Origin of the sequence: Streptomyces microflavus (assembly GCF_014650075.1) — a bacterium.
Taxonomy (GTDB): domain Bacteria; phylum Actinomycetota; class Actinomycetes; order Streptomycetales; family Streptomycetaceae; genus Streptomyces; species Streptomyces microflavus.
In genome coordinates, this window is record NZ_BMUG01000001.1 from 940,685 (window position 1) to 962,131 (window position 21,447).

Sequence of the window (21,447 nt, forward strand, 5' to 3'; positions counted from 1 at the left end):
CCGACTGATGGCTGTCCACACCAGCCAGTCGGTGGTGAAGGCCGCGGGCGAGAACGACGCCCGCGGCCGGAGCCGCGGTACTGGCACCCCACCACCGGCCCCCGGCCGGTTCCGGCGCGGTCTGTCGACCCACTGGTACGCCTGGACCATGGTCGCCCCGGTCGTCCTCGTGATCGGCGTGATCATCGGCTACCCGCTGCTGCGCGGTATCTACCTGTCGATGACCGACGCCGACGAGCGCAACGTCGCCCGTTCCATCGGCGTCAACGAACTGCCCGCCACCTACAAGTTCGTCGGTGCGGACAACTACATCGACGCGCTGACCGGCTCGCAGTTCCTCGGCACGCTCGGCTGGACACTGGTGTGGACGGTCTCCTGCGTGAGCATCACCTTCGTGCTCGGCATGGGCCTCGCCAACATCCTCAACCGCCGTATCGCCGGACGCTCCGCCTACCGCATGGCCCTCATCCTGCCCTGGGCCATCCCCGGCTTCGTCTCGGTCTTCGCCTGGCGCTTCCTCTACAACGAGGAGCGCGGCCTGCTCAACAAGATCCTCGGCGGCGCCGGCATCGACGGCATTCCGTGGCTGAACGACCCGACCTGGGCCAAGTTCGCCGTCATCGCCGTCAACGTCTGGCTCGGCATCCCCTTCATGATGGTCGCCCTGCTCGGCGGATTGCAGTCCATCCCCTCGGAGCAGTACGAGGCCGCCGAGATGGACGGGGCCACCGCCTGGCAGCGGTTCCGCCACATCACGCTGCCCGGACTGCGCCCGGTCTCCACCACGGTGATCCTGCTCTCCACCATCTGGACCTTCAACATGTTCCCGGTGATCTTCCTGCTCACCCGCGGCGGACCCGGTGAGGCCACCCAGATCCTCGTCACCCAGGCGTACAAGTTCTCCTTCGAGATCAGCCCGCGCGACTTCGCGCAGTCCTCCACCTGGGGCGTGCTGATCCTCGTACTCCTGATGCTCTTCGCCGTGATCTACCGGCGAGTCCTGCGCACCCAGGGAGACAACTGGTGAGCACCGTTACCGACGCACCCGCACCCGCACGCCACGCCGGGCCCAAGGTCCGGCTCCGCGGCGAGCGTTCGCCCCTGGCCTCGATCGGGCTGCACCTCACCCTGATCATCGCCTCGGTGATCGCGGTCTTCCCGGTGCTGTGGGTCCTGCTGACCTCGCTCAAGCCCGCCAAGTTCGCGACCACGACGGACTTCTTCCGCGAGACCACGTTCGTCAACTACACGAACCTGATCCGCGACACCGAGTTCCTCAACTGGTTCGCCAACTCCGCGATCATCGCCGGGCTCTCCACCCTCATCGGTGTCTTCGTCGCCGCCACCACCGGCTACGCCGTCAGCCGCTTCCGCTTCCCCGGCAAGCGCGGGCTGATGTGGACGCTGCTGATCACCCAGATGTTCCCGGTCGCCGTCCTCATCGTGCCGATCTACAACATCATGGCCAACCTGGGGCTGCTCAACCAGCCCGCCGGCCTCGTCATCACCTACCTCACCATCTCGGTGCCGTTCTGCGCCTGGATGATGAAGGGCTTCTTCGACACCATCCCGCGCGAGATCGACGAGTCGGGCGAGGTCGACGGCCTCACCCCGTTCGGCACCTTCTTCCGCCTGATCCTGCCGCTGGCCAAGCCGGGCCTGGCAGTCACCGCGTTCTACTCCTTCATCACCGCCTGGGGCGAAGTGGCGTACGCCTCCGCCTTCCTGGTCGGTGACGAGAACCTGACGCTGGCCGGCGGACTGCAGAAGTTCGTCAACCAGTACGGCGCCCAGTGGGGCCCCATGACGGCGGCCTCCGTGCTCATCGCCATCCCGGCGGCCCTGGTGTTCCTGTTCGCGCAGAAGCACCTGGTCACCGGCATGTCCGCCGGAGCCGTCAAGGGCTGACACCGCCAGGACCCCAGCACCCGCACGCACCACCGCACCCGTCACGGCGGCGCCGGAAACCCCGACCCGGTCACCGGCGCCGCTCCCCACCCAGACACCCCAGGGACGACATGACCCAGCACCTCGCTGCCCCCTCCACCGGCACGTCCGACGATGCCCCGGGCCACCGCACCGGCTGGTGGCAGGACGCGGTGATCTACCAGGTCTATCCGCGGAGCTTCGCCGACGGCAACGGCGACGGCATGGGCGACCTCGCCGGCGTCACCGCCCGCCTGCCCTACCTGCGGGACCTCGGTGTCGACGCGGTGTGGCTCTCCCCCTTCTACGCCTCCCCGCAGGCCGACGCCGGGTACGACGTCGCCGACTACCGGGCCATCGACCCCATGTTCGGCACCCTGCTGGACGCCGACGCGCTGATCCGCGAGGCGCACGGCCTGGGCCTGCGCATCATCGTCGACCTGGTGCCCAACCACTCCTCCGACCAGCACGAGTGGTTCAAGCGCGCCCTGGCAGAGGGCCCCGGCTCCGCCCTGCGCGAGCGCTACCACTTCCGCCCCGGCAAGGGCACCGACGGCGAACTCCCGCCCAACGACTGGGAGTCCATCTTCGGCGGCCCCGCCTGGACCCGTACGGTGAACCCGGACGGCACCCCCGGCGACTGGTACCTCCACCTCTTCGCCCCCGAGCAGCCCGACTTCAACTGGGAGCACCCGGCCGTCGCCGACGAGTTCCGCTCCATCCTGCGCTTCTGGCTCGACATGGGCGTCGACGGCTTCCGGGTCGACGTCGCCCACGGCCTCGTCAAGGCGGAGGGCCTGCCCGACCTCGGCGCCCACGACCAGCTCAAGCTGCTCGGCAACGACGTGATGCCCTTCTTCGACCAGGACGGCGTGCACGAGATCTACCGCAGCTGGCGCACCATCCTCGACGAGTACCCGGGCGAGCGGATCGCCGTCGCCGAGGCGTGGACCCCGACCGTCGAGCGGACCGCCAACTACGTGCGCCCCGACGAGATGCACCAGGCGTTCAACTTCCAGTACCTGGGGACCGCCTGGGACGCCGCCGAGCTCCGCAAGGTCATCGACATCTCGCTCGACGCGATGCGCCCGGTCGGCGCCCCCACCACCTGGGTGCTCTCCAACCACGACGTCACCCGGCACGCCACCCGGTTCGCCAACCCGGCGGGCCTGGGCACCCAGATCCGTACCCCCGGCGACCGCGAACTCGGCCTGCGCCGGGCCCGCGCCGCCACCCTCCTGATGCTCGCCCTGCCCGGCTCCGCCTACGTCTACCAGGGCGAGGAGCTCGGCCTGCCCGACGTCACCGACCTGCCCGACGAGGCCCGCCAGGACCCCTCGTTCTTCCGCGCCGAGGGCCAGGACGGCTTCCGCGACGGCTGCCGCGTCCCGATCCCGTGGAACCGCGAGGGCACGTCGTACGGCTTCGGCGCGGGCGGCAGCTGGCTCCCGCAGCCCGCCGGCTGGGGCGAGCTCTCCGTGGAGGCGCAGACCGGTGTGGAGGGCTCCACGCTGGAGCTGTACCGGGCCGCGATCGCCGCCCGCCGGGAGCACCCGGGCCTCGGTGCGGGCGCGGACGTCGAGTGGCTGGACGGCCCCGAAGGCGTCCTCGTCCTCGGCCGCCCCGGCTTCGTCTGCACGGTCAACACCACCGGCGCCCCGGTCCGGATCGCCGCCCGCGGCCGGGTGCTGCTCGCCAGCGCCCCGGTCACCGTGGACGGCGCCGAGGCCGTGCTGCCCGCCGACACCACGGTGTGGTGGACGGTGTGACACTGCCCGCACCCAGGACCACGGCAGCGCCCCGGCTCTCCGACATCGCCGGCCAGGCGGCGGTCAGCGAGGCGACGGTCAGCCGGGTCCTGAACGGGAAGCAGGGCGTCGCGGACACCACGCGTCAGCGGGTGCTCGCGGCGCTCGACATCCTGGGCTACGAGCGGCCCGTACGGCTGCGGCAGCGCAGCGCAGCGCCGGACTGATCGGCCTGGTGACGCCCGAACTCACCAACCCGATCTTCCCGGCGTTCGCGCAGTCCGTCGAACAGGTGCTGGCCGGGCACGGCTACACCCCCGTGCTCTGCACCCAACTCCCCGGCGGCGCCACCGAGGACGAGCTGGTCGAACAGCTCGTGGAGCGGGGCGTCGGCGGCATCGTCTTCCTGTCCGGGCTGCACGCCGACACCTCGGCCGACCCGGCACGGTACGCCGCGCTCGCCGAGCGCGGTGTGCCGTTCGTCCTGATCAACGGCTACAACGAGCGGATCAGCGCCGCCTTCGTCTCGCCCGATGACAACGCTGCCGTACGGATGGCTGTGGGGCACCTCGCCGACCTCGGCCACCGCCGGATCGGCCTCGCCATCGGCCCCCAGCGGTACGTGCCGTCCCGGCGCAAGCGGGACGGGTTCGTGGAGGCGGCGGTCTCGCTGCTCTCCATGGACCGCTCCGAGGCCGAAGGGCTCGTCTGCTCCACGCTGTTCAGCGTCGAGGGCGGCCAGGTGGCGGCGGGCGCCCTGCTGGACGCGGGGTGCACCGGCATCGTCTGCGGCAGCGACATGATGGCCCTGGGCGTCGTACGCGCCGCCCGGGGGAGGGGGCTCGACGTACCGCGTGACGTCTCGGTCGTCGGGTTCGACGACTCGCAGCTCATCGCGTTCACCGACCCGCCGCTGACCACCGTGCGCCAGCCCGTGCAGGCGATGGCGGCGGCCGCGGTGGGCGCGCTGCTGGAGGAGATCGGCGGGAGTCCGGTGCAGCGCACCGAGTACGTCTTCCAGCCGGAGCTGGTGGTACGGGGCTCGACGGCGGCGGTACGCACGGAGGGCTGACCGGGAACACCGGGAACGGGGGGGCCGGGGGAAACCGGGCGACACGTACAGAGAGGCACCAGGAGTCGGCCCAGGAAGGGCCGGCGGGGAGTTCTGCGACTCCGGGTGCCTCTCTTGTCGTGACCGGCCCGGCCGGCCGGGCGCGTGGGGTCCGGGGCACCGCGAGGCGGCTACCGGAACCCTCGGCCGACCGGACCGGAGTCGGATGAAACGTAACAGGCCCGCAATATCTTGCGAAAGGCCTTGCAGCAAGAAATCGTGAAGAAAACGGCGCTGTTTCACCGATGTGAGCGGGAGATGTCCAAAGGGTTGACCAGTCCCTGGCGGCCTCGTACGGTCTGGTCCGCAGCAAGGTTTGCATTCTTGCAGCAAGAACCTTCAGGAGCCTTGAGGGCATGGCGCGTTGCCGGCTGAGGCTGCACCGTCACCCGCGTTTCCCCCACCCGCAGGAGGAAAGACATGGCACGCAGACCCCTGTCTGCCGCGCTCGCCATCGTGGCCGGCGCCGCTGCCGCCCTTGTCATCCCCACCGGATTCGGCACCGCGTCCCCCGCGCAGGCCGCCGCTCCGGGCGACAAGGACGTCACCGCCGTGCTGTTCGAGTGGAAGTTCGCCTCCATAGCCAAGGCCTGCACGGACACCCTGGGTCCGGCAGGCTACGGCTACGTCCAGGTCTCGCCGCCCCAGGAGCACATCCAGGGCGGCCAGTGGTGGACGTCGTACCAGCCCGTCAGCTACAAGATCGCCGGTCGCCTCGGTGACCGGGCCGCGTTCTCCGCCATGGTGAACACGTGTCACTCGGCCGGGGTCAAGGTCGTCGCCGACTCCGTCATCAACCACATGTCGGCAGGCAACGGCACGGGCACCGGCGGCTCGTCGTACACGAAGTACGACTATCCGGGCCTCTACTCCGTGAACGACATGAACGACTGCCAGGCGCAGATCACCAACTACAACGACCGCGGCAACGTCCAGAACTGTGAACTGGTCGGCCTCGCCGACCTGGACACCGGCGAGGAGTACGTACGCGGCAAGATCGCCGGCTACCTCAACGACCTGCTCTCCCTCGGGGTCGACGGCTTCCGGATCGACGCGGCCAAGCACATGCCGGCCGCCGACCTCGCCAACATCAAGTCCCGGCTGACCAACCCGAACGTCTACTGGAAGCACGAGGCGATCTACGGGGCGGGCGAGGCGGTCTCGCCCTCCGAGTACCTCGGCTCCGGTGACGTCCAGGAGTTCCGGTACGGGCGCAGCCTCAAGCAGGTCTTCCTCAACGAGAACCTCGCCAACCTGAAGAACTTCGGCGAGGGCTGGGGCTTCATGGAGTCCGGGAAGTCCGCCGTCTTCGTCGACAACCACGACACCGAGCGCGGCGGCGACACCCTCAACTACAAGAACGGCTCCGCCTACACCCTCGCCAACGTCTTCATGCTGGCCTGGCCCTACGGCTCCCCGGACGTCCACTCCGGCTACGAGTTCAGCAACCACGACGCCGGACCGCCGGGCGGCGGCCAGGTGAACGCCTGCTACGCCGACGGCTGGAAGTGCCAGCACGACTGGCGCGAGGTCTCCTCCATGGTCGGCTTCCGCAACGCGGCACGCGGCCAGTCCGTCACCAACTGGTGGGACAACGGCGGCGACCAGATCGCCTTCGGCCGGGGAAACAAGGCGTACGTGGCCATCAACCACGAGGGCTCCTCGCTGACCCGGACCTTCCAGACCTCGCTGCCCGCCGGTGACTACTGCGACGTGCAGAGCGGGCGGGGCGTCACGGTGAACGGCTCCGGCCAGTTCACCGCCACGCTCGGCGGAGGTACGGCGGTGGCCCTGCACGCGAACGCCCGTACGTGCTCCGGAGGCGGCGGCCCGAACCCCGACCCGGGTCCGGGCAACGGCCAGTCCGGCGCCTCCTTCGGCGTCAACGCCACCACCCAGCCCGGCCAGAACATCTACGTCACCGGTGACCAGGCCGCGCTCGGCAACTGGAACCCGGCCAACGCGCCGAAGCTCGACCCGGCCACGTACCCCGTCTGGAAGCTGGACGTGAACCTGCCCGCCGGGACCTCGTTCGCGTACAAGTACGTCCGCAAGGACGGACAAGGCAACGTCACCTGGGAGAGCGGCGCCAACCGCACCGCCACCGTCCCGTCCTCCGGAAAGGTCACGCTGACCGCCGACGTCTGGCGCAGCTGACCCGTATGTCCCTGTGGGCCGGAGGCGCGCTGCCTCCGGCCCACAGCCAACCCTCCTGCCACACCAGCCGAGGAGCAACCCTCTCGTGTCCCGAACCACGCTCAGGCGAGGGGTGGTCGCCGCACTCTGCGCGGCGCTGCTGCCCGTCGTCCCGGCGGCCACCGCCGCCGCATCGCCCAGACCGCCCGCCCCGCCCTCCGACGCGAAGCTGGTCAAGGAGGCGGCCCGGCACGATCTCACGCGTGAGCAGTTCTACTTCGTGCTGCCGGACCGGTTCGCCAACGGCACCACCGCCAACGACCGCGGCGGGCTGACCGGTTCACGCCTGGAGACCGGCTTCGACCCCACCGACAAGGGGTTCTACCAGGGCGGCGACCTCAAGGGCCTGACCCAGAAGCTCGACTACATCAAGGGCCTCGGCACCACCTCGATCTGGCTCGCCCCGATCTTCAAGAACCGGCCCGTCCAGGGCACCGGCAAGGACGCCTCGGCCGGCTACCACGGCTACTGGATCACCGACTTCACCCAGGTCGACCCGCACTTCGGCACCAACGCCGACCTGGAGAAGCTGATCGACAAGGCCCACGCCAAGGGCATGAAGGTCTTCTTCGACGTCATCACCAACCACACCGCCGACACCGTCGACTACGCGGAGAAGGCCTACGGCTACAAGCCCAAGGGCGCCTTCCCCTACCTCGACAAGGACGGCCGTCCCTTCGACGACCGGGACGGCATCAAGAAGGTGGACGAGGACTCCTTCCCGTACACCCCGGTGAAGACGCCGAACACCGGCAAGAAGGTCCCGTCCTGGCTCAACGACCCGACGATGTACCACAACCGGGGCGACTCGACGTGGGCCGGCGAGTCCAACGAGTACGGCGACTTCTCCGGCCTCGACGACCTGTGGACCGAGCGTCCCGAGGTCGTGGAGGGCATGGAGAAGATCTACGAGAAGTGGGTCCGCGACTTCGACATCGACGGGTTCCGCATCGACACCGTCAAACACGTCGACCTGGACTTCTGGACCCAGTGGGCCACCGCGCTCGACGCGTACGCCGCCAAGCGCGGCCGGGACGACTTCTTCATGTTCGGTGAGGTCTACTCCGCCGACCCGGCGATCACCTCGCCGTACGTGACCCGGGGCCGCCTGGACTCGACGCTCGACTTCCCCTTCCAGGAGGCCGCCCGCCAGTTCGCCTCCCAGGGCGCCCCGGCCGACCGGCTCGCCTCCGTGTACGGGAACGACTACCGCTACACCACGGACAAGGCCAACGCCTACGAGCAGGTCACCTTCCTCGGCAACCACGACATGGGCCGCATCGGTACCTTCCTCAAGCAGGACAACCCGCAGGCCGATGACGCGGAGCTGCTGAAGCGGGCCCGGCTCGCCAACGAGCTGATGTTCCTGGGCCGGGGCAACCCGGTGATCTACTACGGCGACGAGCAGGGCTTCACCGGCGCGGGCGGCGACAAGGACTCCCGCCAGACCCTCTTCGCCTCGAAGACCGCCGACTACCTGGACGACGACCAGCTCGGCACCGACCGCACCCACGCCTCGGACGCGTACGACACCGCCCACCCGATCTACCGCTCCATCGCCGGCCTCGCCAAGCTCACCAAGGAGCACCCGGCGCTGCGGGACGGGGTCCAGAGTGAGCTGGCCGTCGAAGATGCGGCCGGATCGGTGTACGCCACCTCGCGCATCGACGCCGGGCGGCCGTACGAGTACCTCGTCGCCTCCAACAACGCCACCACCCCGAAGAAGGTCGAGCTGACCACCGAGTCGGCCGGGGTCGACTTCCGTACGGTCTACGGCGGTTCCGGCGCGGTCCGCAGCGGTGCGGACAAGAAGGTCACCGTCACCGTGCCCGCCCTCTCCAGCATCGTGCTGCGCGCGGACAAGCCCCTCGGCGCGCCCGCCGCCAAGCCCACGATCGCCCTGAAGGCCCCGGCCGCCGGAGCCACCGGCACCGTCGAGATCACCGCCGATGTGGACGGTGGTCAGCTCAACCGGGTCGTCTTCGCCGCCCAGGTGGGCAACGGGAAGTGGCAGACGCTCGGTTCGGCCGACCACGCCCCGTACAAGGTCACGCAGTATCTTGACGAGACCGTCAAGGCCGGAACACCCCTGCGCTACAAGGCCGTTGTGGTCGACCGGGCGGGCCGCACCTCCAGTGCCCTCGCCGCGACCACCGCCGGCCAGGCCCCGCCGTCCGAGAAGCCCGTCGCCGTCGAGCGCGACCGGGCCGTCGTCCACTACAAGCGTGCCGACGGCGACTACGACGGCTGGCAGCTCAAGTCCGGTGAGAAGACGGCCGAGTTCATCGGCCGGGACGCGTTCGGCGCGTTCGCCTGGATCGACCTGGAGGAGGGCACGGGCTCGGTCCCGTACACCGTCGAGAAGAACGGCACGGCGGACGGGCCGCAGCGGACCATCGATCTCGGGGTGACCGGTCAGGTCTGGATCGAGCAGGGCAAGGACGAGCAGGCCACCCAGGCCCCCGAGGCCCCGCCGCAGGACACGGGCAAGGCCGTGCTCAACTACCACCGCCCCGACGGCAATTACGACGGCTGGGGGCTGCACACCTGGACCGGCGCCAAGGAGCCCACCGACTGGGCCAAGCCGCTGATGCCGGTGAAGAAGGACGCCTACGGGGTCACCTTCGAGGTCCCGCTGGTCGACGGGGCCACCTCGCTCAGCTACATCCTGCACAAGGGCGACGAGAAGGACCTCCCCAGCGACCAGTCCCTCGACATCGCCACGTACGGCCACGAGGTCTGGATGCTCGGGGGCAAGCCCGGCTATCTCCTCCCGCAGACCGGCGGCGGCGCGGCCCCCGACCTGTCGAAGGCCGAGGCGCAGTGGATCGACGCGAACACCGTCGTCTGGAAGGTGAAGACGACCGACGCCACCAGCCAGCAGCTCGTGTACGCGAAGAAGGGCGGCATCTCCGTCGTCGGCGGGGCGCTCTCGGAGGAGGGCCAGTGGCTGCGGCTCACGCAGGCCGCGCTCAGTGAGGCGCAGAAGGCCGAGTACCCGCACCTGAAGGACTATCCGGCCTTCACCGTCGACACCCGCGACCGGGACAGGGTCCGGGAGTCCCTGCGCGGCCAGCTCATCGCCACCCAGCGCGCCGCCAACGGCGCCCTGCTCGCCGCCACCGGCGTGCAGACGGCGGGCATCCTGGACGACCTGTACGGGAAGAAGGCTGCCTCGGCGTCCCTCGGCCCGGTCTTCCGGGGCGGCACCCCCACGCTCTCCGTGTGGGCGCCGACCGCCACGTCCGTCGCCCTCGAACTCGACGGCCGTACGCACCCGATGAAGCGTGACGACCGCACCGGCGTCTGGTCCGTCACCGGCAAGAAGGACTGGCGGGGCAAGCCCTACCGGTACGCCGTCACCGTCTGGGCGCCCACCGTCCAGAAGCTGGTCACCAACAAGGTCACCGACCCCTACTCCACCGCCCTGACCGCCGACTCCGCCCGCAGCCTCGTCGTCGACCTCACCGACCCGAAGCTGGCACCGCGCGGCTGGTCCGGCCTGAAGAAGCCCGCCGCGACCCCGCTGCGGGACGCCCAGATCCAGGAGCTGCACGTCCGGGACTTCTCCATCACGGACCGCACGTCGGCCCACCCGGGTGAGTACCTGGCCTTCACCGACACCCGGTCCAAGGGCATGCGGCACCTGAAGAAGCTCGCGGACTCCGGCACCAGCTACGTCCACCTGCTGCCCGTCTTCGACATCGGGACCATCCCGGAGAAGAAGAAGGACCAGCAGAAGCCCGCCTGCGACCTCTCCGTCTACGCCCCCGACTCCGAGGAGCAGCAGGCCTGCGTCTCCGAGGCCGCCGCCAAGGACGGCTTCAACTGGGGCTACGACCCGCTGCACTACACCGTCCCCGAGGGCTCGTACGCCTCCGACCCGGACGGCACGAAGCGCACGGTCGAGTTCCGGCAGATGGTCCAGGGCCTCAACCAGGCCGGGCTGAGGACCGTCATGGACGTCGTCTACAACCACACCGTCGCCTCCGGCCAGGACGACAAGTCGGTGCTCGACAAGATCGTGCCCGGCTACTACCAGCGGCTCCTGGAGGACGGCACCGTCGCCACCTCCACCTGCTGCGCCAACACCGCGCCCGAGAACACCATGATGGGCAAGCTCGTCGTCGACTCGATCGTCACCTGGGCGAAGGAGTACAAGGTCGACGGCTTCCGCTTCGACCTGATGGGCCACCACCCCAAGGAGAACGTCCTCGCGGTCCGCAAGGCGCTCGACGGGCTCACGCTCGCCAAGGACGGCGTCGACGGGAAGAAGATCATCCTGTACGGCGAGGGCTGGAACTTCGGCGAGATCGCCGACGACGCCCGTTTCGTCCAGGCCACCCAGAAGAACATGGCCGGCACCGGCATCGCGACCTTCTCCGACCGGGCCCGTGACGCCGTCCGCGGCGGCGGCCCCTTCGACGAGGACCCCGGTGTCCAGGGCTTCGCCACCGGCCTCTACACCGACCCCAACTCCTCCCCGGCCAACGGCACCCGCGCCGAGCAGAAGGCCCGGCTGCTGCACTACCAGGACCTGATCAAGGTCGGTCTCACCGGCAACCTCGCCGGCTACACCTTCACCGACACCTCCGGGCGTACGGTCAAGGGCTCGGACGTCGACTACAACGGGGCGCCCGCCGGATACGCGGCGGCCCCCGGCGACGCGCTGGCCTACTCCGACGCCCACGACAACGAGACGCTCTTCGACGCCCTCGCCTTCAAGCTCCCGGCGGGGACGAGTGCCGCCGAGCGGGCCAGGGCCCAGGTGGTCGCGATGGGCGCCTCCGTCCTCTCCCAGGGGCCCTCGCTCTCCCAGGCGGGCACCGACCTGCTGCGCTCCAAGTCCCTGGACCGCAACTCCTACGACAGCGGCGACTGGTTCAACGCCCTGCACTGGGACTGCCGCGACGGCAACGGCTTCGGCCGGGGCCTGCCGCCCGCCGCCGACAACCAGGACAAGTGGTCGTACGCGAAGCCGCTGCTGACGGCCTCCGCCACGATCGCCCCCCAGTGCGCCCAGATCGACGGGGCCTCGGCCGCCTACCGCGACCTGCTCACCATCCGTACGACCGAGAAGGAGTTCTCCCTCTCCACCGCCGGGCAGGTCCAGTCGGCCCTGTCCTTCCCGCTCTCCGGACCGGCCGAGACCCCCGGCGTGATCACCATGCGCCTGGGCAAGCTCGCCGTCGTCCTCAACGCCGGCCCCGACACCGCCACCCAGCGGCTCACCGCCCCGGCGGGGAAGACGTACGCCCTGCACCCGGTCCAGGCCAAGGGTGCGGATCTTACGGTCAAACGAGCCAGGTACGACGCGAAATCAGCCAGTTTCACCGTACCGGGACGCACGGTGGCGGTCTTCGTCCTGCGCTGACTCCGAGCGGCACTACGGTGACGGCAGACGTCGGCGAAGGAGCCGCGAAAGCCGTCCTGGTCCACCCGGCCGGTCCCGCTTCCCCCGTCGAGGATTCCTCGGCGAGGGGGAGCGGGACCGGCCCGGTTCGTGCGGCAGGAGTTCCGCCCGGGGCGGTCGGCTCACCGGCGCCCTTAGCCCCAGCGTGCCGGACGGTGATGATGACCAAGGTGGGATTCCTTCCCGAGGAGACGAGCAGCTTCGTCGGGAGGCGGGCCGAACTGGCCCGGCTGGACACCGCGTTGACCACGCGGCGGATGACCACACTGATCGGGCCCGGCGGTGTCGGCAAGACCCGGCTCGCCGTCCGGGCCGCCCGCGCCGCCGCCGACCGCTACCCGGACGGCGCCTGGTGGGCCGACCTCTCCCCGCTCTACGACGACGCGCTGCTGCTCCCCACCGTCTCCGACGCTGTCGGGCTCGCCGACCACACCCTGCGGATGCCCGTCGAGGCGCTCTGCGAATGGCTCAGCGACAAGAACCTCCTGCTCGTCCTCGACTCCGCCGAACACCTGCGGGGCCCCTGCTCCCATCTGCTGGCCGAGCTCATCACCACCTCGCCCGGTCTGACCGTCCTGGTCACCAGCAGGCAGCCGCTGGGCACCCGGGGCGAGCACGTCGTGCGGATCCAGCCGCTGCCGGTCGACGGCGCCCCCGACGCGCTCCAGCTCTTCGAGGACCGGCTCCGCGCCGGCGACCCCCGGGCAGGCCTGGACGCGCCCGGCGACCGGGCGGCCGCCGCCGACATCTGCCGCCGCCTCGAAGGCATCCCGCTCGCCATCGAACTGGCCGCCGCGGGCATCGGCCGCCACACCGTGGCCCAGCTCGCCACCCGCATCGGGACCCGCTTCGACGCCCCGGTCGACGCCGAGGACCTCACCGCCTCCCGGCTCGACCTCCTCGCCGACGACTCCCTCTGGCCCCGCCGCCACCGCACCCTGCGCACCACGATCGGGTGGAGCCACGAGCTCTGCACCCCGCTGGAACGCCTCCTCTGGGCCCGCCTCACCCTGCTCCGTACGGACTTCGACGAGGAGGTCGCCCGCGAGGTCTGCACCGGCGGGCCGCTCACCCCCCAGGAGGTGGACCGGGCACTGCAGGGGCTCGTCGCCCAGTCCGTCGTCCAGCGTGACGGCACCCGCTACCGGATGCTCGACACCCTGCGTGAGTACGGCCGCATGTGGCTCAGGGAGCTCGGCGAGGAGCGCGCGGCCGCCGACCGGCACGCGAGAAGCTTCCTCGGCCTCGCCCGCCGCGCCCACGACGGCTGGACCGGCCCCGACCAGGTCTCCTGGTACCACACGATCGCCGACACCCACCTGGACCTCTGCGCCGCCCTGGACCACCTGCTCGCCCACGATGTGGCGGGCGCCCAGGAGATGGCGGGCCGGGTCGGCTTCTTCTGGGCCTGCTGCGGCCATCTGTCCGAGGCGCGCGGCTATGCCCAGCGTGCCCTGGACGCGGGCCCGGTGGAGGGCCCGCACCGGACCAGGCTGCAGTGGGTGCTCGGCGTCGCCGCCCTGCTCCAGGGCGACTTCGCGACCGCCGAGAAGTACGGGGCGCTCTGCACGGCCATCGCGCTGTACGACCACGACGACGAGGGCATGCTCGGCGCCACCTACCTCTCCGGCCTCACCCAGCTGATGAACGGCGAGCCCGCCGCGGCCCTGGAGGCGGCCGAACGGGTGCTGCGGATGACCGAGACGGCCCCTTCCGACGGGGCGTCCCCGGAGCCGCGCACCACCGCCGCCGACACCTCCGAGGCGGCCGGTGGGTCCGACGCCGACTTCGACTCCGACCCGGCGCCCGTGGAGTCCGCCCACCGGCTGCGCTGCCGCCTCATCACCGTCTTCGCGCTCACCGCCCTCGGCCGGCTCACCGAGTCCGGCCGGGCCGCCGCCACCCTGCGCCGCTCCTGCGAGCTGGGCGGTGAGTACTGGACCCGCTCCTACGCCGACTACCAGCTCGCCCTGATCGCCCTGCTCCAGGGCCGTCCGGAGGACTCCGCCACGCACGCGCGGGCGATGCTCGCGGGCAAGCACCGGCTCCGCGACAGCTTCGGCATCGCGCTGGGCCTGGACATCCTGGCCGCCGCCATCGCCGCCCAGGGCGCGGGCGCCCAGGCCGCCAGGGTCTACGGCACCGGGCACGCGTACTGGCGGATGGTCGGCCACCCCCAGCGCGGCACCCCGGAGCTGGGCGCGGTCCGCGAGACCTGCGAGCTCCAGGCGCGGGCCGCCGTGGGGGACGCCGCCTACCAGCGCGCCTTCGAACGCGGCCAGGCGGACAACGCGGAGGTCGGACTCGCCGCGGCGCTCCACAGCGGGCTCCAGCTCTGAGGGGCGTGGGGGAGCGGCGGACAGGAACGATCCGCGCAGCGGACTACCCCTCCCACCGGATCGTGGGTTAGGTTAGGCATACCTAAGTATCCGCTTGGGTTCCCTGACCGCCTCTGGAGAACTCGGATGCGTCCTTTCAGCGCCCGTGCCACGCAGCCGACCCGCGCCGAGCGCGTCCGGTCGATCCTCGTCGTCGCCCACTCGATGACGGTGGTGAGCGACGGGGTGCAGACCGAAGTCCGCCGCCTGGACGGCACGGGGGCGATGGGCCACATCCACCTGCACGCCCCCACCGAGGGCGGCCACGCCCCGGCCGGCGACCGGGTCCCGGCCCGCCTGGAGTTCACGGACATCGCCCCCACCCCCGTACGGGAGCGGCTGCGCGCCCGGGTCACGGTGACCGGGCTGCTGGCGGCCCCGTACAGCACGGACACCGAGAGCTCCACCTGCATGGAGTTCGGCCAGGCGGTCCTGGAGGACGCCGAGGGCCGCACGTTCATCACGCTCGAAGAGCTGGAGCAGACGGAGACCGACCCGGTCGCCGCGTGCGAGGCGGGCATGCTGACGCACCTGATCGACGACCACAGCGAGCTCGTGCCCCTGCTGCTGCGCCTCGTCCGCCCCCACCCGGACCGGGGCATGGTGCGGGCCGTGCCCCTGGCCATGGACCGCTACGGGGTGACCCTGCGCCTCGAATACCCGCGCACCCACCGCGACGTACGGCTGCCGTTCCCGAAGCCCGTGACCGAGATCGACCAGGCGGGCCCGCAGATCCACGCCCTCCTGGCCGCCGCCCGCCGCGTCTCCCACCGCAACGGGCTTCCCGCCTAAGGGGTGTTGCCGCTCGGCAGCCGCTGCGCGGGTACGGCCGGTGCGGCGGGTGCCAGCGCGGCGAGCCGGGCCAGCAGGTCCCCGAACGGGCCCTCCGCCGGCTCCTGGGAGAGCGCCCGCAGCACGATGCCCGCCATCTCCTGGTCGTACGCGGCACTGACGGCGGCCAGCGCGGCGAAGTCGTGCACCAGCTGCATCTCCAGCTCCGCGCGCGGGATGCGCCGCCCGTCCAGCCAGATCAGCGCGGTCGACTCGGCGAGCGAGACCCAGGAGCGGACCACCAACTCAAGGCGCGCGGGCGGGACTTCCACCCCGAGATGCGTGATGATCTGCTCGTACGCGGCCTGCCGCACCCCGTCGATCATGGCGTTGGCCGTCGAGGAGCCGACGGCCGGTCCGCCGCGCATCAGCGCCGAGAAGCCGGGGCCGTGCTCGTCGACGAAGTCGAAGAACCGCCCCATGACCCGCAACAGCCGTGCCCCCAGGGGCCCTTCGAGTGGTTCCAGGAAGCGGGCGGCCAGCTCGTCGGCGGCTCGCCGCAGCGCGGCCTCGTACAGGCTCTGCTTCCCCGGGAAGTAGTGGTAGACCAGCGGCCGTGAGATGCCCGCGGCGGCGGCGATCTCGTCGATCGACACATCCTCGGGGGAGCGCCGGCTGAACAAGTCCAGCGCGACGCCGATCAGTTGCTGCCTGCGCTCGTCGACGCCCATCCTGCGCCGTACCCCGGTCGTCATCCGGACAGCTTAACCGGGGCACGCGTCGGCATCGCCTAAAGGTCCAGCACGAGACGCCCGCCCCGGCAGCGCGAGACGCAGATCAGCATGGAGTCGCCGCGCTCGTCGTCGGTCAGCAGCTCGTCCCGGTGGTCGATCTCGCCCTCCAGGACCCGCTGTTGGCAGGTCCCGCAGAACCCCTGCTCGCAGGAGTACGCGACATGGGGCAGCTCCGCGCGGACGGCGGCCAGCACCGACTGCCCGGCAGCGACCTGCACGGTCCGGCCGCTGCGGTGCAGCTCCACCTCGAAGGCCCCGGAGTCCGCCACATCGGTGCTCGCGGCGGAGAACCGCTCCAGGTGCAGGGTGCAGCCCTCGGGGAGTGCGGCGGTGACGGCGTCCATCAGGGGCTCGGGCCCGCAGCAGTAGACGGCCGTGCCGGGGGCGATGTCCGCCAGCACGGCGGCGGTGTCCGGGTGACCCGCCTCGTCCTGCGCGACCACGGTGACCCGGCCGTCCTCGGCGCCGAGCTTCTCGATCTCGTCCAGGAACGGCATCGACCTCCGGGACCGGCCCCCGTACAGCAGCCGCCAGTCCGCTCCCCGGGCGGCCAGCGAGCGGAGCATCGGCAGGACCGGGGTGATGCCGATCCCGCCCGCGACGAAGACGTACGCCTCCGCCTCCACCAGTGGGAACCGGTTGCGCGGCCCGCGCACCTCGATCTCCTCGCCCTCCTGGAGCTGCTCGTGCACCTCCCGCGAGCCGCCCCGGCCGCCCTCCACCAGCCGGGTCGCGACCGTGTACGTACCGGGGTCGTCCGGATCGCCGCAGAGCGAGTACTGCCGCACCAGGCCGGACGGCAGCACCAGATCCAGATGCGCCCCGGGCTGCCAGCGCGGCAACTGCGCACCCTCAAGGCGGAGTTGTACGACCCCGTCGGCGATCGGAACCCGCTCGGTGATCAGCAGCCGCCGGATGGTGGTCGGCCGCCGCCGGGAGTGCCCGGACACCGGCTCCGCCAGGGCGGGCATCGGCCACAGCGGGGACCGGGCGATACGGCGTTTAAGGGCCCGCCGGGTGAGCAGGGCGGCACCGGAGACCAGCACGACGGTACGCAGACGGGGCAGGGCCATGGGTCAGGACGTTCCCGTCGTACGGGCCTCGGCGGCGAGCGCCGCGGGCGAGTGGGCGAGGTAGTCGACGGCCTGGGCCGTGCTGCCCTCCTGCGAGGGGTGGTACGACCGGCTGAGATAGCTGGGGATGGACCGCAGGATCGCGCCCGTGGTCGGCAGCGTCCCCTGCTTGCCGCTGGCGTGGAACGCCTTGAACGAGGCCTTGCCGTCCAGCAGGCTCGGATCGTTCTCCATGAAGAACCGGGTCCCGCGCTGCCAGAGGAAGACCAGCGCCGAGAAGGCCGCCGCCCAGGTCCGCACCCGCCTGCGGTAGCCGCCGTCGACATGCATGAACACCTCGAACGCCACCGACCGGTGCTCCACCTCCTCCGCGCCGTGCCAGCGCAGCAGGTCCAGCATGGTCGGATCCGCGCCCTTGCGGTCCAGCGCCTCGGCGTTGAGGATCCAGTCCCCGAGGAAGGCGGTGTAGTGCTCGATCGCCGCGATCGTCGCCACCCGCTCCATCAGCCACCACTTCGACGCCCGCCCCGGCGGCAGCGTCCGGTCACCGAGCAGCTTCTCGAAGAACCAGTCGACCTGCGCGGTGTACGGGGTCGGGTCCAGGCCCAACTCCCGCAGGTGCGGCAGCACATCGTCATGGGCCTGCGAGTGCACGGCCTCCTGGCCGATGAACCCGATGACGTCCTCGCGGAGCTGCTCGTCGTGGATGTACGGGAGGACCTGCCGGTACACATGGATGAACCAGCGCTCCCCGGCCGGGAGCAGCAGATGGAGCACGTTGATGGTGTGCGTGGTGAACGGGTCGCCCGGCACCCAGTGCAGGGGGGTCTTCTCCCAGGCGAAGGAGACCTTGCGGGCCTTGAGCGGCGTCCGCTCCGACGCGACCGCCGCTGGCTGCGTGTTAGACATGGTGTCAATGTACTGACGGGTACCCGGGGGGACCAGAGGCGTGCACGGATTTCCCGCCGGCGGTACGGGAGGGGGGCCGGGCCATCATGGAGGGATGACGACGAACTCCGACCGGGCCCGCTCGTTCGACGCGGTGGCCGCCTCCTACGCCGCCAACCGCCCCTCCTATCCGCCCGCCCTGCTCGACGCGATCGAGGAGCTGTCCGGCCGCCCCCTGGCCGGAGCGCGGGTCGCGGACGTCGGCGCCGGCACCGGCATCGCCACCGCCCTGCTGGACGGCCGGGGCGCCCGGGTCGCGGCGGTGGAGCCGGGCGACGGGATGGCCGCGCAGCTCCGCCGGGGCCTGCCGCACGTGCCGGTGGTCCGGGGCGACGGCAACCGGCTGCCGCTGCGGACCGGCTCGCTGGACCTGATCACGTACGCCCAGTCATGGCACTGGACCGACCCCGCCCGCTCGGTCCCCGAGGCGCGCCGCGTCCTGCGGCCCGGCGGGGCGCTCGCCCTGTGGTGGAACGACTCCGACCCGCGCGTGGAGTGGATCGGCGACCAGCGGCGCCGGGTGCTGGACACCTTCGGCGAGGGCCAGGAGGACCACCACGTGGCGGCCTACGACGCCGACGCCCGGCTCCGGGCCGAGCTCCCCGCCGGGGTCGACTTCCGTACCCGGCAGGTCGAGTGGAGCCGGGAGGTGCCCCTCGACGTCCACCTCGCCAACCTCGCCAGCCACTCCGTCTTCCTGGTCGCGGACCGGGCGGTGGCCGAGGACGTCCTGGAGCGGGAACGGGCCCTGCTCGCCCACGCCTTCCCCGGCGGCACGGTCCGCGAGGCCTATGTCACGAGCCTGGCCGTCGCCCGTACCTGAGACCGGTTTTGGGTGCAGGATGGGCCGATGGCGACAGAACCGGAATGGCGATTCGGAGCCGGCCCCCGGGCCGCGGGCACCCTCCTGGCAGCGCTGCTGCTTCTGACCGGGTGCAGCGCGGACGGCAAACAGAACACGGCCGACGGCGCCGGGAACGACCGTCCCTCGGCGCCGCCGACCGCGACGGGAACCCTGGAGCAGCTGGCCGAGAAGGCCGGCTGCGACCCCAACGTACAGACCGATGCCCAGGAGCTCCGGCAGGCCAACTGCAGGACATCGACCGGGCGTTACGTGCTGACCACCTTCGCCACCGACCGCGGCCAGCGCGAGTGGATCAACGAGGCCAACGATTACGGCGGCTCGTACCTCGTGGGCCGGCGCTGGGTCGCCGTCGGTGACGCGAAGGTGGTCGCGGCGCTGCGCGGCCGGCTCGGGGGGACGGTGGAGACCGCCTCGCCGCACCACTCGGGGGAGAGCGGTGATGGGGGGAGCGAGGAAGGGCACTCCGGTCACCACGGGAGCTGACCGCGCAGGTCGAGGGGGACGGGCGTTACGGGGGCCGGTGCCGGTGCCGAATCACCGGCACCGGCCCCCTCGGCGTCATATGGTCCGGTCCCAGTGCCGGATCAGCGGCACCGGCGCCCGTCGTTGATGCACCGCACCACCTTCTTCATCAGCTGCTTGTCGAAGACGTTGATGAAGTCACCGTGGTCGGTGATCGGCTTGTGCAGCTGCTCGGGGAAGGAGTCGACGGCGAAGCCGGGCCCCGGCGGCACGTCGTACACGATCCGCTGGACCAGCTGCGGAACCGCCCGGAACCCGTTCGGGCAACGGCCGTCGGACTGCGCGAACGCCACATGGGTGCGGTGGTTGGCGCTGTCGGTGTTCTGCCCGTCCCAGCAGTTCTGGAAGGCGAACGTACGGACCACCTGGCTGCCCTCCGGGCAGATCGGGTACTTGTCCTTCAGCTGCCGGTTCTCGAAGCCGGTGCAGCTCCAGGAGGCGTTGGCGTTGGCGTCGCCGTTGGTGAACGCCTTCGCGTCCCCGGTGATGATCCGCAGGAAGCGCGGCATCGCGGTGACCTTGCCGACGGGGGAGCCGACGAACTTCAGGGTCACCTGGGACGGGGTCTGGATCTCGCCGGTGTTCTGGTCCTTGCCGCCGCCGTCGGCGTTGACGTCGTCCTCGTCCTGTCCGTTCTGCAGGCGCAGCACGGGCCAGTAGTAGGTCGACCGGTCGCCCTGGTTTCGGCAGGTGGTGGCGCCGTTGGCCAGATCGTCGTCGCTGGCGAAGGCGTCGTTGGCCTGGTTGCCGATGTAGTCGTGCATGTGGTGCGCGCCGTTGCTCACGCCGGGCGCGACGATGACGTTGTCCGGGTTGAACTTCCCGTTCTCGTTACGGCCGCAGTCGGTGGTGAAGGTGCCCCGCGAGGAGCCGCGCCGCTGACGGGGGCGGTCGACGTTGGGCTGGACGGACTGGATGTCGACAAAGTCGGACGCCTCGGGGCCGTTGCCGCCCTGGCCCTGGTCCTGGCCGTCGCCCGGGTCCTGACCATTGCCCTGGTCATCACCCTGGCCTTGGTCGTCTCCTTGGCCTTGGTTGTCGCCCTGGCCCTGGTCATCGCCCTGGCCCTGATTCTGGCCCTGGTCCTGACCCTGGCCGTCGTCCTGGCCGCCGTTGCCACCGCCGTTGCCGCCGTCACCCGTGTCGCCGCCGTTGCCGGGGGCGCTGTCGTCGGCGCGCAGACTGCACCCGGCGAGGCCTTCGATCCCCGTCGGACGCTGCCCGACGCGCTCGATCGCGGTGCCGATGCGGTCGAGACTCGCCGTCCGCTTGTTCCGCAACGGGCCGAGCACGGCGTTCTCGGCGAGCCCGGGGTCCTGGGATATCTGCTCCTTCCGGTCGGCGAACTGCTGGTAGGCATCGGTGATCTGGGTATCCATCGCGGCGAGTTCGCGGTCGACCTCGGGGCGTGCCTGTTCGGGCACGTCGGGCAGTTCGTTACCGGCATCGGGACAGTCGATGGTGGACATCTGGCGACCCACGCTCTGGGTGCGGGTGGGTGGCGAACCGGACGGCCCTTCCCCCGCGGAGGCGTAGACATTGACCGCCACCAGCCCGCCCCCGCCCAGGATCAGGGCGGCGGAGGCGGCTATGGCCCGATTGGCCAGGCTGGAGCGTTTCTTGCGGGACGTACGGGGTGTACGTGCTGTGTGTCGCATGGGACTCCTCTGCTTCGAGGGAGAAGCGTGACGTCCCATACGCG

The 21,447-nt window shown here is 71.0% G+C and carries 13 protein-coding genes and 1 pseudogene; 10 read left to right on the forward strand and 4 right to left on the reverse strand.

Annotation, left to right across the window (positions count from 1 at the left end; genetic code table 11):
• Positions 1–7: 7 nt before the first annotated feature.
• From IE264_RS04110 to IE264_RS04145, 8 genes and pseudogenes are all read left to right on the forward strand, one after another.
• Positions 8–1,027, forward strand: coding sequence for a carbohydrate ABC transporter permease (locus IE264_RS04110; RefSeq protein ID WP_015608133.1), 1,020 nt, complete (start codon positions 8–10; stop codon positions 1,025–1,027).
• Positions 1,024–1,908: a sugar ABC transporter permease gene (locus IE264_RS04115; RefSeq protein WP_032752958.1), complete on the forward strand. Its 885-nt coding sequence runs from the start codon at positions 1,024–1,026 to the stop codon at positions 1,906–1,908. The genes IE264_RS04110 and IE264_RS04115 overlap by 4 nt, the downstream gene beginning before the upstream one ends.
• Positions 1,909–2,018: 110 nt before the next feature.
• Positions 2,019–3,695, forward strand: coding sequence for a glycoside hydrolase family 13 protein (locus IE264_RS04120; RefSeq protein WP_015608131.1), 1,677 nt, complete (start codon positions 2,019–2,021; stop codon positions 3,693–3,695).
• Positions 3,680–4,746 (forward strand): annotated as a pseudogene (locus IE264_RS04125) (LacI family DNA-binding transcriptional regulator). The gene IE264_RS04120 and the pseudogene IE264_RS04125 overlap by 16 nt, the downstream one beginning before the upstream one ends.
• Before the next feature lie 459 nt (positions 4,747–5,205).
• Positions 5,206–6,942 (forward strand): carbohydrate-binding module family 20 domain-containing protein, encoded by a 1,737-nt coding sequence (locus IE264_RS04130; protein ID WP_032752957.1) that lies wholly within the window; start codon positions 5,206–5,208, stop codon positions 6,940–6,942.
• 85 nt (positions 6,943–7,027) lie between these two features.
• On the forward strand, positions 7,028–12,355 hold the full coding sequence (pulA, locus tag IE264_RS04135) for a pullulanase-type alpha-1,6-glucosidase (RefSeq protein WP_032752956.1): 5,328 nt from the start codon (positions 7,028–7,030) through the stop codon (positions 12,353–12,355).
• Between the two features lie 197 nt (positions 12,356–12,552).
• On the forward strand, positions 12,553–14,733 hold the full coding sequence (locus tag IE264_RS04140) for an ATP-binding protein (RefSeq protein WP_032752955.1): 2,181 nt from the start codon (positions 12,553–12,555) through the stop codon (positions 14,731–14,733).
• Positions 14,734–14,859: 126 nt separating this feature from the next.
• On the forward strand, positions 14,860–15,564 hold the full coding sequence (locus IE264_RS04145) for a DUF2470 domain-containing protein (protein ID WP_031122177.1): 705 nt from the start codon (positions 14,860–14,862) through the stop codon (positions 15,562–15,564).
• Here IE264_RS04145 and IE264_RS04150 read toward each other — a convergent pair.
• The 3 genes from IE264_RS04150 to IE264_RS04160 are packed head-to-tail and all read right to left on the reverse strand — an operon-like array spanning position 15,561 to position 18,319.
• The gene (locus IE264_RS04150; RefSeq protein ID WP_032752954.1) at positions 15,561–16,298 is read right to left on the reverse strand and encodes a TetR/AcrR family transcriptional regulator; all 738 of its coding nucleotides are present in this window, start codon (positions 16,296–16,298) and stop codon (positions 15,561–15,563) included. The genes IE264_RS04145 and IE264_RS04150 overlap by 4 nt on opposite strands.
• Before the next feature lie 35 nt (positions 16,299–16,333).
• Positions 16,334–17,410: a PDR/VanB family oxidoreductase gene (locus tag IE264_RS04155; RefSeq protein ID WP_032752953.1), complete on the reverse strand. Its 1,077-nt coding sequence runs from the start codon at positions 17,408–17,410 to the stop codon at positions 16,334–16,336.
• A gap of 3 nt (positions 17,411–17,413) precedes the next feature.
• On the reverse strand, positions 17,414–18,319 hold the full coding sequence (locus IE264_RS04160) for a metal-dependent hydrolase (RefSeq protein ID WP_031122174.1): 906 nt from the start codon (positions 18,317–18,319) through the stop codon (positions 17,414–17,416).
• Positions 18,320–18,413: 94 nt separating this feature from the next.
• Here IE264_RS04160 and IE264_RS04165 point away from each other — a divergent pair, with 94 nt between their 5' ends.
• Positions 18,414–19,181 carry a class I SAM-dependent methyltransferase gene (locus tag IE264_RS04165; RefSeq protein WP_032752952.1) on the forward strand — a complete coding sequence of 256 codons (768 nt, stop codon included), beginning with the start codon at positions 18,414–18,416 and terminating at the stop codon, positions 19,179–19,181.
• 27 nt (positions 19,182–19,208) lie between these two features.
• Complete coding sequence (locus IE264_RS04170; protein WP_032752951.1) at positions 19,209–19,706, forward strand: hypothetical protein; 498 nt, start codon at positions 19,209–19,211, stop codon at positions 19,704–19,706.
• A 101-nt stretch (positions 19,707–19,807) separates the two neighbouring features.
• Here the strand turns inward: IE264_RS04170 and IE264_RS04175 are convergent, their stop codons facing one another.
• The gene (locus IE264_RS04175; protein WP_032752949.1) at positions 19,808–21,403 is read right to left on the reverse strand and encodes a DUF1996 domain-containing protein; all 1,596 of its coding nucleotides are present in this window, start codon (positions 21,401–21,403) and stop codon (positions 19,808–19,810) included.
• Positions 21,404–21,447 lie beyond the last annotated feature (44 nt).

Excerpts from the sequence above, each read along its gene's own strand:
- IE264_RS04160 (WP_031122174.1), bottom strand. The coding sequence starts at position 18,319 with ATGTCTAACACGCAGCCAGCGGCGGTCGCGTCGGAGCGGACGCCGCTC.
- IE264_RS04130 (WP_032752957.1), top strand. The coding sequence starts at position 5,206 with ATGGCACGCAGACCCCTGTCTGCCGCGCTCGCCATCGTGGCCGGCGCC.
- IE264_RS04110 (WP_015608133.1), top strand. The coding sequence starts at position 8 with ATGGCTGTCCACACCAGCCAGTCGGTGGTGAAGGCCGCGGGCGAGAAC.
- IE264_RS04155 (WP_032752953.1), bottom strand. The coding sequence starts at position 17,410 with ATGGCCCTGCCCCGTCTGCGTACCGTCGTGCTGGTCTCCGGTGCCGCC.
- IE264_RS04175 (WP_032752949.1), bottom strand. The coding sequence starts at position 21,403 with ATGCGACACACAGCACGTACACCCCGTACGTCCCGCAAGAAACGCTCC.
- IE264_RS04145 (WP_031122177.1), top strand. The coding sequence starts at position 14,860 with ATGCGTCCTTTCAGCGCCCGTGCCACGCAGCCGACCCGCGCCGAGCGC.
- IE264_RS04120 (WP_015608131.1), top strand. The coding sequence starts at position 2,019 with ATGACCCAGCACCTCGCTGCCCCCTCCACCGGCACGTCCGACGATGCC.
- IE264_RS04150 (WP_032752954.1), bottom strand. The coding sequence starts at position 16,298 with ATGACGACCGGGGTACGGCGCAGGATGGGCGTCGACGAGCGCAGGCAG.
- IE264_RS04165 (WP_032752952.1), top strand. The coding sequence starts at position 18,414 with ATGACGACGAACTCCGACCGGGCCCGCTCGTTCGACGCGGTGGCCGCC.
- IE264_RS04170 (WP_032752951.1), top strand. The coding sequence starts at position 19,209 with ATGGCGACAGAACCGGAATGGCGATTCGGAGCCGGCCCCCGGGCCGCG.
- IE264_RS04140 (WP_032752955.1), top strand. The coding sequence starts at position 12,553 with ATGATGACCAAGGTGGGATTCCTTCCCGAGGAGACGAGCAGCTTCGTC.